The organism is Parabacteroides sp. AF39-10AC (assembly GCF_003635405.1).
In the GTDB taxonomy this organism is placed as follows: Bacteria; Bacteroidota; Bacteroidia; order Bacteroidales; family Tannerellaceae; genus Parabacteroides; species Parabacteroides distasonis.
This window is the reverse complement of sequence record NZ_QTLP01000003.1, coordinates 1-13620: the sequence shown is the minus strand read 5'-3', so window position 1 is coordinate 13620 and position 13620 is coordinate 1. Positions and strand designations below refer to the sequence as shown.

General features: G+C 44.0%; 8 protein-coding genes, 1 tRNA gene and 1 pseudogene. 6 read left to right on the top strand and 4 right to left on the bottom strand.

Features of this window, described 5'->3' with window-relative positions; translation table 11 throughout:
• Nucleotides 1–10: 10 nt before the first annotated feature.
• Both DW033_RS03420 and DW033_RS03415 read right to left on the bottom strand, forming a co-directional pair.
• Nucleotides 11–2068: a TonB-dependent siderophore receptor gene (locus DW033_RS03420; protein WP_122382449.1), complete on the bottom strand. Its 2058-nt coding sequence runs from the start codon at nucleotides 2066–2068 to the stop codon at nucleotides 11–13.
• Nucleotides 2069–2074: 6 nt separating this feature from the next.
• On the bottom strand, nucleotides 2075–3268 hold the full coding sequence (locus tag DW033_RS03415; protein ID WP_122380642.1) for an exo-beta-N-acetylmuramidase NamZ domain-containing protein: 1194 nt from the start codon (nucleotides 3266–3268) through the stop codon (nucleotides 2075–2077).
• 96 nt (nucleotides 3269–3364) lie between these two features.
• On the opposite strand from DW033_RS03415, the gene DW033_RS03410 reads away from it, so the two are divergent.
• From DW033_RS03410 to DW033_RS03400, 3 genes are all read left to right on the top strand, one after another.
• Nucleotides 3365–5779 carry a DPP IV N-terminal domain-containing protein gene (locus DW033_RS03410; RefSeq protein ID WP_122382448.1) on the top strand — a complete coding sequence of 805 codons (2415 nt, stop codon included), beginning with the start codon at nucleotides 3365–3367 and terminating at the stop codon, nucleotides 5777–5779.
• 59 nt (nucleotides 5780–5838) lie between these two features.
• A complete protein-coding gene (locus DW033_RS03405; protein WP_048928137.1) occupies nucleotides 5839–6381 on the top strand; it encodes an HDIG domain-containing metalloprotein in 543 nt (180 codons plus the stop codon).
• A gap of 65 nt (nucleotides 6382–6446) precedes the next feature.
• A complete protein-coding gene (locus DW033_RS03400) occupies nucleotides 6447–9191 on the top strand; it encodes a putative LPS assembly protein LptD (protein WP_122382447.1) in 2745 nt (914 codons plus the stop codon).
• Nucleotides 9192–9261: 70 nt separating this feature from the next.
• Here the strand turns inward: DW033_RS03400 and DW033_RS03395 are convergent, their stop codons facing one another.
• Both DW033_RS03395 and asnA read right to left on the bottom strand, forming a co-directional pair.
• Nucleotides 9262–9933 carry a uracil-DNA glycosylase gene (locus tag DW033_RS03395; protein ID WP_005867913.1) on the bottom strand — a complete coding sequence of 224 codons (672 nt, stop codon included), beginning with the start codon at nucleotides 9931–9933 and terminating at the stop codon, nucleotides 9262–9264.
• 21 nt (nucleotides 9934–9954) lie between these two features.
• Entirely contained in the window at nucleotides 9955–10992 is a 1038-nt protein-coding gene (asnA, locus tag DW033_RS03390; RefSeq protein ID WP_022193225.1) for an aspartate--ammonia ligase, read from the bottom strand.
• A gap of 196 nt (nucleotides 10993–11188) precedes the next feature.
• Between asnA and DW033_RS03385 the strand changes: the two genes are divergently transcribed.
• The 3 genes and pseudogenes from DW033_RS03385 to DW033_RS03375 form a co-directional block, all read left to right on the top strand.
• Nucleotides 11189–11262, top strand: a tRNA-Arg gene (locus tag DW033_RS03385).
• A gap of 139 nt (nucleotides 11263–11401) precedes the next feature.
• A complete protein-coding gene (locus DW033_RS03380; RefSeq protein WP_048928139.1) occupies nucleotides 11402–12667 on the top strand; it encodes a site-specific integrase in 1266 nt (421 codons plus the stop codon).
• Between the two features lie 128 nt (nucleotides 12668–12795).
• A pseudogene (locus DW033_RS03375) lies at nucleotides 12796–13206 on the top strand (tyrosine-type recombinase/integrase); the annotation flags it as partial.
• Nucleotides 13207–13620: the final 414 nt, after the last annotated feature.

Below are 13620 nucleotides of genomic sequence, written 5' to 3'. Positions count from 1 at the left end.
CAACTGGGTATTAATATTTGAAACTATAACGGAATCCTGCCTTAAACCAAATACCCGGTTGGGGGATATTTTCCAGATCATAATAAGTGGAATTGAGCAGATTATTTAACTCCGCATATAGATTTAACCGCTGATATTCCCAATTTACTTTCATATCTACTAAGCAATAAGGAGCGTAAGGTTCCTCATAAGCCGGCTTAAGATTCTCGTATTTAGTATAACTACCTGCCCGGTCTTGCCAACGGACATACCAAGTGGCCGAAAAACCTTTCCAGATAGAATGGCTTAATTGAGCCGTGAACTTGTGCTTCAGATAATCTAACGCATAATTCGATATATACCCCTCACTATCCTTGTCTTGATGGATAAACGCATATCCCAGTTCTATTTTCCGGATAAAGAACCGTTCGTTGCCCAGTTCCCTTGGTAATAAACTCAGGTTAGTCTCGAAACCAAGGTTATCGACTTTTGTCAGATTTCGGCTTTCCCAGATATCTTCCGGTTTCTCTTTCACCCAATCGATCATGTTCTTGCCTTTTCGGTAAAAGCCGGCTATATGAGCCCGGAGGAAGTAAGTGTTGTATTTCAGTCCGACCTCGAAAGCCTCGCTTTCTTCCGGTTTTAGGTCAGGATTTCCTTTATTCGTCTTACCCTCATAATAAAGATCGGTGAAAGTCGGCATACGCAATGCCCGGTTCCAGCTCCCATACAGACGGACATTGTCCCCGATACGGTAACTGGCATCTATTCCCGGATAGAAATGAATCCCTTCGTTTAAGGCCGAATTATAGTTTGCCAAGACCCCGACTGACAACGTGAAGCGGCGTAATAATACGTTATGCTCAAGAAAGTAGCTGATGTTACTTCGGTTATCGCTTTTTAGATATTGCCCCTCTTTCTCGAAAGGAACATCCTGCGGTTCCTTCATCGGCTTGCCTAATACGTTACTCCTTACTCCCTCGTTTCGGAATTCCACGCCCATACTGGTTCTTCCTAGTTTCCACTGTGTCGTGGCGTTGAGGTTGGCTCCGAATACTTCCGTCTCATGGTAATTATGCCCGGTATACCAATCGGCGGGATCGCTACGGAACAACTCGTACCGGTCGAAATGTCGGGTCCAGTATACCTTGGGGGTGAACTTGATTTTGCCATGTGTTTCTCCTCCGGCGGAGAGGAAAAAGCGGCGAGTCTTGTCGTATTGGTTGGGGTAGGAAGCGGAGTAGAAGCTATTCGCTCCATAACCTTTGTCGTTGTATCCAGCTTGGAATTGGAAATCGGCCTCCTCGCTTTTAAGTTCCGATTGCCAAAAAAGATTTAATTGTTTGAAGTCTGTATTGTCTATATACCCTCCGGACGAGGCATACCCTGCGGAAAGGCGCTGTCCGAAATGAGTGGTCGCGTGATTGATGGCAGCTTCCAGTTTCCAGAGCTTATGCATTCCAGCGTAATTGTCGGTCGAGATCCTGTTCTCTTTTCCTGTTTTCGTGATGATATTGATCGCTCCGGCGAAAGCGCTGGCCCCGAATATACGGGAAGAAGGGGCGGATACCACCTCGATGCGCTCTATGTCCGAGAGATTCACCGGGAGGTCAAAACTATAATGGCCAGTTTGTGGGTTGGAGAGGTTGACCCCGTTTAAGAGAACCGCTATTTGGTCGAACGTCCCTCCCCGGATGGAGATATCGGCTTGGGTGCCTCCTTCTCCTCGTTGCCGGATGTCTATTCCCGCGGCATATTCTAAAAGATCCTGGATACTGGTGACAGGTGCCGCCGCGATCTCACGGGCGGGAATGACTGTCACGATCTTGGTCACTTGATTCCGTGCGATAGGCGCACGGGAGGCGGTAACTTCTACCTCTTCCAGCTCTACGGAAGCTTCCTCGCCGGTCCGGTTAGGCTCGATTGTCTTTTGAGCTTGCGCCGTGTCGGGCAGGGCGAATAGTAGCGTACTTGCTGTTACGACTCCAATGTTAATGACTTTGTGCATACTCCGGAACACGGCGTAACGTTTCCGGTCGAATCGGCGGAAACGTACGGCGACTTGGGTATGCGATTCCCAATAATTCATTCGTTCTTATTTTTTATTTTGAGTAGGATAGTCCGGATAAAGTAAATACTTTTTACGCATGGCCTTGTATTGATCCAGCTCGGGTTTCCAACTTTCCCGGATCTCTTTCTCGGATAAGCCCCTTACGATCTGGTAGCGGAGCTGCTTCGTGCCTGCCAATAAATCGAACCAGTTCGGACGGGAGAAGAAAAAGGCTTGATCCTTTCCCGCTTTATTGTAGAAGTCGAGGAAGAATCGCAAGGTTAATCCTCCTTCGAACGGATATTCCCGCAGATCGATGCCGTAACATACTTTATCCTTTTGCAAGGGATTGGTATCGAATCCGGGCAAGGAGGTCGGGGTAAAAGTGAAATCCCCGTATTTAGGGTCCGGGAAACCTAGTACTTGAAACGGATAATAGGTTCCTCTTCCCACGCTAACGTTCGTAGCCTCAAAAAAGCAAAGCGACGGATACAGGCGGATAGACTGATCATTCGGGAGGTTCGGAGAGGGCTTGACCGGCAACCAATAGGGATCTCCGTGTTTCCAATTCTCCATCTTTACGATCTTTAACCGACAGGTATCGGGCGTACTTTTCAGCCAGCCTTCCTTATTGATCATCCATGCCAATTCTCCTACGGTCAAGCCGTGCAAGATCGGGAGCGGATCGACACCGACGAAAGACTCGAATCCTTTCTGGCGGATCGGTCCGTCTACGAAGTCATTCGGGTTCGGGCGGTCCAACACGATAAACTCTTTGTTGTTTTCGGCGCAGGCTTCCATCACGTAATGCATCGTGCTGATATAGGTATAGAAACGGGCACCTACATCTTGTATATCGAAAACAATTACGTCGAGGTCGCCCAGTTGCTCGGCGGACGGTTTCTTGTTTTTCCCATAAATAGAGATGATGGGGATGCCTGTTTTCAAGTCTCGGCTATCTTTTATCTCCTCTCCGGCATCACCGGTTCCCCGGAATCCATGTTCCGGAGCGAACACCTTCTTAACGTCTATGCCTTCCGCTACTAGCGCATCTAATAAATGAATCTGCCGCTTTTCCAAAATGGAAGTCTGGTTGACCACTAATCCTACCCGCTTACCCTTCAGTAAACGAGTGACGACATCCATCCGCTCGGCACCTAGCTTTAACGGGGCGTTTTGTGAATAGACCGTTGGCGTCAGGCTAAAAAGTATGACTAGAAATATAAAGATCTGTTTCATTACATATATAATAACTGTATACTAACCGCAAAAGTACGAAATGTTTTTCACAGAAAGTTTATACTTTTGAGGCGAATAACAGACAATACTAAGAATATGAATGTAAAAACACTTTTTTATGCGGTAGCCTTTTTGAGTTTGTCGTGGGCGTCTTTCACCTATGCGCAAGATGTCCTACCGGAATATACGCAAGCACGCCGTTTCGCCCCGTCGAATGCGGAACAGTTACTTTTCTCTTATACCCTTACCCCCAATTATTTTAATAATAGTGACAAATTCTGGTACGAGTATAAGACGAGTGAGGGGACAAACTGGTATCTGGTGGACCCCGATTCGAGAAATAAACGATTATTATTCGATCGGGATGAGTTGGCGGCACAGATAAGCGAGATCGTGAGAGAGCCTTTTACCGGACAACAACTTCCTATCGAAGATTTACGCTTAAAGGAAGATGATCGCACGTTTACTTTCTCGATAAAGGGTACGAACGGGAACTATTTTTTCTCGTATGATTATCCGTCCTCCCGGTTGACTCGGATTACGAAAGACGAGATTCCTGCTAAAATCCGTTGGGCGAATATATCGCCGGATAAAAAGCGGGTCGTCTTCGCGAAAGATTTGAACCTGTATGTCATGAGTTATGAGGATTATGAGAAGGCCGTGAAGGACCCGGAGGATAAGACGATATCCGAGATCGCCTTGACTACGGATGGCGAAAAAGATTTTGGCTTTGGTATGCCCCGGACCTTCTTGAATACCGATACTTTATGTGACCATAAGCGGAAATATGTAATGGGGAACTGGTCTCCCGATGGTCGTTATTTCGCTGCGACTTTGTCGGATCAACGTGCGGTACAAGATTTATGGGTGATTAACTCGATCGCCAAACCTCGTCCTACACTTGAGACCTATAAATATCAGATGCCGGGAGAGGCGGGTTCTCCAATCGTTCATTTATATCTCTTTGATTTGGAAAATACCGGGAAGCGGAAAGAAATCCGGGTGGATTGTTTTAAAGATCAAACAATCAATCTAGCCTCCAAGCCGGATAAGGAGCGTATGGGACTCACTCGGAACTCGATCTGGTTGGGAGATAACCAGACCTTCTATTTGACCCGTGTCAGCCGGGATATGAAACGGGTGGATATCTGTTCGTATACGATCGGGGAGGATTCGGTAAAAGCGATCATTGAGGAACGTCTAAATACCTCTATGGAAACCCGCCCGCTAGCGATGACCGATAATGGTAAGGAATTGATCCATTGGAGCGAACGGGATGGTTGGGCGCATCTGTATCTATATGACGCGCAAGGAAATTTGAAAAACCGTATCACCAAAGGACCTTGGCATGTGGACGCCATCGTAGACGTGGACAGTAGGAATCGTGTCGTTTACTTCAAGGCGAATGCCCGGGAAAAGGGAGATACGACTCCTTATTACGAGCATTTGTATCGGGTGAATCTGGATGGTTCGGGCTTAAAGCTGATTACTCCGGGCGATTATTTCCACCTGGTCTCTATGGATAAATCCATGCGATATATCGTGGATAACTATTCTCGTGTCAATACGATCCCGGCTACGGCATTGTATGATAACCAAGGTAACCGATTGATGACCTTGGAGGAGAGTGACTTCTCCCAATTATTCATGGCAGGTTATAAATTCCCTGAGCCTTTTTCGGTAAAGGCGGCCGACGGGGTGACCGATTTGTATGGTGTCATGTATAAGCCTTTTGATTTTGATTCCACGAAAGTATATCCGGTCATTAACTATGTATACCCCGGACCGCAACAGGAGGGAACTTTCTTTCGCTACATCCCGATGAATCCTCGTACGGATCGTTTGGCGCAAGCCGGATTTGTCGTGGTGTGCATGGGACATAGGGGAGGGCATCCCAGTCGCTCCAAGTGGTATCATAATTATGGATATGGAAATTTGCGTGATTATCCGATGGCGGATCATAAAGTAGCTATCGAGCAGTTGTGCGCTCGTTATAAATTCATGGATATCAACCGGGTTGGCATACACGGACACTCCGGTGGCGGTTTCATGTCTACAGCGGCTATGCTGCTTTATCCGGATTTCTTTAAGGTGGCAGTATCTTGTGCCGGCAATCATGACAATAACATTTATAACCGGTGGTGGGGAGAGAAACATCATGGGGTAAAGGAGATCACGGATGATATGGGAAATATCTCGTTCGATATTCGCATCCCGACCAATCAGGAATTGGCGAGGAACTTGAAAGGCCATCTGTTATTGATCCATGGCGATATCGATAATAATGTGCATCCGGCGAATACCATTGTTGTCGTGGACGAGTTGATCAAGGCTGGCAAACGCTTTGATATGTTGATCGTACCGGGAAAACGTCATCATTTTGATGACTATAATGAGTATTATTACTGGCGGATGGTCGATTACTTCTCTGAGTATTTGAGAGGCGAACGGGAAACAGGTGCGGATATAAAAGATTTGAAACTGGGCAATTGGTTTCAGGGGTATCAGTGATGAAAAGTAGTATATGTGAGAGAGATTGTTTATTTTTGTCTCGCAAAAAAATAAATAGGATGAAACCTCTTGATATAATAAAGAAATATTATCCGGAAAGTTCGGATGCCTACCGGATTTTGGTGACTCATAGCCGCAGCGTGGCGGATAAGGCATTAGCATTGGCCCGTTTGCATCCGGAGATGAATCTGGATCTGACTTTTATTGAGGAAGCGGCGATGTTGCATGACATAGGGATCTTTTTGTGTAACGCACCGGATATCGATTGCCATGGGGAGGCCGATTATATCTGCCATGGCTGTCTGGGAGCCGATTTAATGCGGAAAGAGGGGTATCCTCGCCACGCCTTAGTTTGCGAGAGGCATACGGGAACGGGGCTTTCGCTTGCCATGATCGAGGAACGGAACCTGCCTGTTCCACATCGGGATATGCGTCCCGTGTCATTGGAAGAACAATTGATCTGTTTCGCTGATAAATTCTTTAGCAAGACTAAATTGACGAAAGAGAAACCGGCTGATAAGATAAAACAGAGCTTATCCAAGTATGGAAATGAGACAGTTGAGCAGTTTGAACACTGGTGTAAACTCTTTTTAGGGGAATAAAAGCATAAGGGCTCGTTTATTTATTATACATTTGCACGCTGTAACACACTGCAAAGAACGAAGTAATGTTTTTGATATATAGAGTCCTAATCATTCTATTCGTTTTCCTCTTGGGAGGCTTGGGCGTGCAAGCGCAGGAGATTGTCGCTCCTGCCGATAGCTTGGCGCAGACTGATTCTCTCTTGGTGGCTCCTACGGATAGTACAACGTTAGCGGGAGATTCGATTCCAGAAAAGCAGACCGGGTTAGATGCTCCGGTCAGTTATCAAGCGACCGATTCTATCGTGATGACGGCTGGCAACTGGGCATATCTTTACGGGGAAGGCGATGTCAAATACCAGAATATCGAGCTGCAGTCCGAATTGATTGAGATGAATATGGATAGTAGCATCGTGTTCGCTAAGTTTGGACTCGACTCTATCGGGCAGGAGTTTGGCTATCCGTTGTTTAAGGAGGGCGATCAGCAGTATGAGTCGAAGACGATGCGGTATAATTTTGGTACCAAGAAAGGATATATCACGGACGTGATTACCCAGCAGGGCGAAGGGTATGTTACCGCCGGGCGAACGAAAAAGATGGAAGGGGATATCTTGAACATGGTGGGTGGTAAGTATACGACCTGCGACGAGCATGAGCATCCTCACTTTTACATCCAGATGACGAAAGCGAAGGTGCGCCCGAAAAAGAATATCGTAACGGGTCCGGTCTATCTGGTCTTGGAGGACGTGCCGTTGTATCCGATCGGGTTACCTTTCTGTTTCTTCCCGTTCTCGAGTACATATTCATCCGGTATTATTATGCCGACTTTCGGAGACGAGTCTACCAGAGGTTTCTTCTTGCGTGACGGTGGATATTATTTCGCCTTGAGCGATTATATGGACTTGGCTTTGTTGGGAGAGATTTATACCAAGGGATCTTGGGGATTGTCGGCCAAGTCGGCTTACCGCAAACGTTATAAATTCTCGGGCAGTTTTAATGCTTCTTATTTGGTGACGAAATTGGGAGATAAGGGCTTGCCAGACTATAATTTATCCAAGGACTTCAAGGTTAACTGGACGCATACGCAAGACCCTAAGGCGAATCCTTATCTGTCTTTCTCGGCGAGCGTAAACTTCTCGACCTCTTCGTATGACCGTAATAATCAGAACAGTTTATACCCGAATGCGAATGGATATGCCGATGTGAACCAGAATACGAAGAGTTCATCCATCAACGTAACGAAACGTTTCCCGAATAACCCGTTCACGATCTCCGGTACGATGAGTATAAACCAGACGACCCGTGATTCTTCTATCGCCGTGACCTTGCCTAGCATGACGGTTACGATGAGTCGTATCTTCCCTTTCAAGCGGAAACATCCGGTCGGGAAGGAGCGTTGGTACGAGAAGATCTCCATGAGTTATTCCGGTACGTTTAGTAATAGTATAACGACAAAAGAAAACTTATTATTCAAATCGAATTTGATCAAAGATTGGCAGAATGCTATGCAGCACTCGATTCCGGTAAGCGCTACATTCTCCGTGCTCAAGTACTTGAATATTTCTCCCTCTTTCAATTATAAGGAACGTTGGTACACCAGCAAGATCGAACAGGAATATGATACGCAGAAACAGGCTTTGGTAGCCCGCGACACTACGTATGGTTTTTATCGTATTTACGATTTTAACGCTTCTATCTCTGCGTCTACTACCTTGTATGGTTTTTATAAACCGTTGCCATTCTTGGGTAATAAGGTTGAGATGATCCGTCACCGCTTCGAGCCGTCTATTACGGTAAGCGCCCAGCCGGACTTCGCTTCTTCTCGTTTTGGTTTTTATGAGACTTATGTATATCAAGACGCGAATGGTGAGGATCGTGAATATACGTATTCTCCGTTCGCTCATAATATGTATGGCGTTCCGGGAACGGGAAAACAAGGAAATATCAGTTTTGACGTAAATAACAATATCGAGATGAAGGTGCGTTCGGATAAGGACTCTACTGGATTCAAGAAAATTAGTCTGATCGATAAGCTGTCGTTAGGCATGAGTTATAATATGGCGGCGGATTCATTTAAGTGGAGTGACTTGAGTGTCGGTTTACGTTTGAAATTATCCAAGAGTTATACGTTGAACTTGAATGGTCAGTTCGATACCTATACGTACGATGAGAATGGGCATCGTGTCGATATTCCCCGTTGGAAAGCAGGCAAGGGTATTGGCCGTTTGAGAGGGACTAGCACCAGTTTTTCTTATACATTTAATAATGATACGTTCAAGAAGTTGTTTGGAGGAGGTGATAGCTCATCGGATAAATCCGGGAATCAATCGGCTTCCACGGATCCGAATGCAGATCCGGATGGATTGAACCCGGATGGAGAAGGAGAGGGCGAGAATAAGGAAAGTGGTGGCCGTCTGTTGGGCAAAAAGAAAGAGACCGGTGAGACAGATGCCGATGGCTATTTAATTTCCAAGATTCCTTGGAGCCTCTCGTTTAGTTATGGTTTGAGCTTGCGGTATGGTGATTTTAATCGTTCTAAACTGGAGTATGATTACGCCTTGACTCACTCTTTGAGCTTTAACGGAAATATCCAGCCGACAAAGAACTGGCGTTTTAACTTTAACGCTACTTATGATTTTGACGCTAAGAAGATTTCTTATATGACTTGTAACGTAACTCGTAACTTGCACTGTTGGCAAATGACGGCTAGTTTCGTTCCGGTCGGTCCTTATAAATCCTATACATTCAGTATCGCTGTAAGCTCTGCTTTATTGAAAGATTTGAAGTATGATAAGAGAAGTAATTATAGGGATGGACTGCAGTGGTATTAATAATTGAAAATTGAGAATTGAGAATTGAAAATTAAAGTTACACAATCCAATAATTCTCAATTCTCAATTTTTAATTCTCGCCCCATTTGATGGGGGTTTGCCCAGTTGCGATTAAATAATCATTGGCTTTGCTGAAATGCTTGTTTCCGAAGAATCCCCGGTAAGCGGAAAGTGGGGACGGATGAGCTGATTTAAGAACCAGATTACGGGATGAATCGATGAAAGCACCTTTCCTTTGTGCGTAGGAACCCCATAATATGTAAACGATATGGCTTCTTTCAGCCGCCAGACGATGAATAACAGCATCAGTAAAGGTCTCCCAACCTCTATTTTGATGGGAACCGGCTTGATGCGCTCGTACTGTGAGAGTGGCATTTAGCAATAATACGCCTTGATCTGCCCAACGAATCAAATTGCCGGTTGTTGGAACCGGATGCCCTAGATCATCTTGTATTTCTTTGAATATATTGATGAGGGAAGGGGGGAAAGGTACCCCATCCTGCACGGAGAAACAAAGTCCGTGCGCCTGTCCCGGCTCGTGATAAGGATCTTGGCCGAGGATAACGACCTTCACTTTATCGAACGGGCAGTGCTCAAAAGCGTTGAACATATAAGGACCGGGAGGATAAACAGTACCTTGGCGGTATTCTTGTTTAACGAAATCGGTCAATTGCTTGAAATAATCTTTTTCAAACTCGTCGGCTAACCGTTTTTTCCAGCTTTCTTCAATCTTTACGTCCATAATATAATAGTTGGCTGTTAACTAAATAAGCATCATTCCAGCCGCACGTGCTTCCTTGCGCATCTCCTCCGGCCAGATACTTGCCTGTATCTCTCCGATATGGGCCTTACGAAGATAGAACATACACAACCGGCTTTGTCCGATACCACCGCCGATACTTTGCGGAAGTTCACCGCTCAAGAGGCGTTTGTGGAAATATAGTTCCTTTTTCTCCCCGGCTTTGCAAATATCCAACTGGCGTAGCAAGGCTTCCTTATTGACGCGGATACCCATAGAGGATAGTTCCATAGAACGGTTTAGTACATCATCCCAAACCAATAAATCCCCGTTCAATCCGGTTTGTCCGTTCTCGGCGATCGTAGACCAATCATCGTAGTCCGGAGCACGTCCGTCATGCTTCTCTCCATTGCTTAGCGAGCATCCGATACCGATAATGAATACGGCCCCGTATTCCTTGGTAATAGCGTCTTCCCGCTCTTTCGGTGTAAAGGTAGGATATTTTTGTAACAAATCCTCGGAATGGATGAAATGAATCTGTTGGGGGAGCGTCGGGCGGATTTGAGGAAACATCTCGTAAACTAAATATTCGGTACGGACCATAGCGGCATATATGCGACGGACGATTTCCTTGAGGAAATCGATATTACGTTCGCTTTCGCTCATTACACGTTCCCAGTCCCATTGGTCCACGTATAAAGAGTGTAAATTGCCTAGCTCCTCGTCTGAGCGGATGGCGTTCATGTCGGTGTAAATACCGTAACCTTCTTCAATGTGATAATCGGCGAGTGTCAGTCGTTTCCATTTGGCGAGTGAGTGTACGATCTCTGCTTTAGAGTCGTTTAAATCCTTGATTGGAAAAGTAACGGCTCGCTCAGTCCCGTTGAGATCATCATTGATACCCATGCCCTTAAGTACGAATAAAGGTGCGGTTACGCGTCTTAGGCGCAGCTCGGATGAGAGGTTTTGCTGGAAAAAGTCCTTGATCTTCTTGATTCCCATTTCAGTCTGGGATAAATTAAGTAAGGCTTTATACCCTGCGGGTTTAATAAGATAGCTCATATACTTGTTGTACTTTGTGTTTGTGAAATATGTGCGGCAAAGATAATGATTAATGGCAAAATAACAAGAATGTGATCGCTTTTATTTGCAAAATGGCAGAATAAGCAGAATACTTATATGCAAAATATCAAAAATAAAATATTTCTCTCCTGTATTTGCTAAACTAAGATATTATATGTACTTTTGCACAGTCTTTGGCTCGGTAGCTTAGTTGAATAGAGCGTCAGATTCCGGTTCTGAAGGTCGAGGGTTTGAATCCCTCCCGGGTCACAAGAAATCCTTGGTAATCATTAGATTATTGAGGATTTTTTCTTTTTATGACTCTTTGATAAGGCTCCAATTCTGTGCAGATTCTACTAATATAGCTTAGTTGTTGACCTATTGTTGACCCCTAAATTGTAGAATTAAAATGTTGACAATCAAGGCAGAAGTCCAAAGGGACAAACAGAGAAATGACGGAAGTTACAATGTGAAGATTCGTTTTACTTATGAGAGAAAGGTTAGAAGGCTGTCTTCAAGTCTGTTCGTAACAGCTAAAGATCTTACTAAGTCCTTATCCTTTAAAGATGGTACTCCCATCAAAAGGGAGATTGATGATCTGGTTCGTTATTATCAGGACAAGTGTGCTCACTTTCAAATAGAATCGAAGTGTTACACTTTAGATGAAATTATTAATTGTTTAGACGAGGAACGTGAGAGGAATAGGAGTGTAGATTTTATTCAGTTTGCTAGAGAGTGGATTGCAAATACAGAAGTTAAAGGAGTAAAGAACTACAAAAGTGCTGTGAATGCCCTAATTCGTTATGTCAATAAAGAACATCTGAATGTGAATGATATTACTGTAACCTTCTTAAATGGATTCATTAAATTTTTAAATAAAGAGAGGGAGGCTAGAATCGAGGTATTACGTTGTTCTGGTAAACGAGTACCTTCTAACAGATCAGCTTCTCTTTATATAAGTAGTGTTAGGCATTTGTTTAATGAGGCTAAGAGGTTTTATAATGATTATGACAGGAATATCATCCTCATACCTAATTCTCCTTTTGAAAATTTTAAAGTACCAAAGCAAGAAGTTACACGTAAGAGAGCTATTACCCCTGTTTTATTAAAGAAGATATGGGAATTGCCCTATAGGTACACGGTTAAAGGTAATGAGGCGATTTGCCGTTATAATTTAGCGAAAGATTGTTTTATGCTTTCATTTTGTTTAATAGGAATGAATTCCGTGGACTTATTTAATGCTGCTACAAGGATTGAAGATACAATAGTTTACAATAGAACGAAGACAAAGGCACGTAGAGATGATGATGCTAAGATGATGGTTGATATTCCTATAATTATTAGATCTATAGTAAATAAATATAGTGATTGTACTGGCAAACGACTATTCAATTTTTATTTAAACTATGCGGATGAATCAACTTTTAATAAAGCCATCAATTGTGGGTTGAAGGAATTGGGGAAGGAATTAGGTGTTGAAGATTTGGAATTTTATGCGGCCCGTCACTCTTGGGCTACTATAGCCCTGAATAAGGTAGGCATAGATAAATATACTGTGCATGCAGCGTTGAATCATCTTGATGAAAGCATGAAGGTTACAGATATCTACATCGAGCGTGACTTCGTAAATGAAAATAAAGCTAATTTGAAAGTGATAGAATATGTTTTGGGTTGATGGATAAGGTAAATCCCCACTTGCAGCAATGTAGGTGGGGATAACTTGTCTATCTTTGTTGTCCTAACGTTTATATTAATGGAATTAACAGAAGATAAATTAGAATACATTGCTTTCGTTGCAAGAAGAATATTGTTGATGGCAGATTGATTTACACCAGACATAAGACCGGTAAGTTAATCAAAGCTCCCTTGCAACCGCAGGCCGTGGATCTGATCGAGAAATACAGTATCAAAGACAATACTTACCTGTTCCCTATTCTATCTAATTTTCACAAGACTGAATTGCAAAGAGCGAACAGGGTACATAAGGTAATCTCCAAGGTGAACGAACGCTTGAAAGAGATTGGCAAGGCATTGGATATTCCAATTGACCTTACGACCTATGTCGCACGCCACAGTTAAGCAACCGTAATGAAAAGGGCTGGTGTGCCTACCTCAATCATTCGTGAGTTGATGGGGCATAGTTCAGAAAGCGTAACTCAAATCTATCTGGATAGCTTCGACAATGAACAGATGGACGAGGCGATGAGGAATTAGCTCTAAATTATCATGGATTAGCTTGCTTATCTCGAAATTCTTCATACATTTGCCCCAATCTTACAAACGAGGTAAGGGAAAAGGATTAAGAACAAGGAATAATCTCCTGTTCATCACATGGCCTACGTGACAGTGCAGTATCAAAAACGATACCAAGAAAGATGGCCTTCTACAAGAAGCCTAACAGCAATAATTCTACCATAGGTAGCGGCTTCTGCAACTAAGTTACCGGGATATACTTCCCGCACTTACGTTAGACATATTACTCTTGCATCTTTATACATGGATGTAATGTGTCTATTTGTAACTATAACTTAGTCGCAGGAGCTTTTTTTGTCTTCAATCCAATTGTTAAACATTCAAACGGCTCACCCGATAAACCTGGGGGATTAAGCATACAGCTTTGTAAGTCTG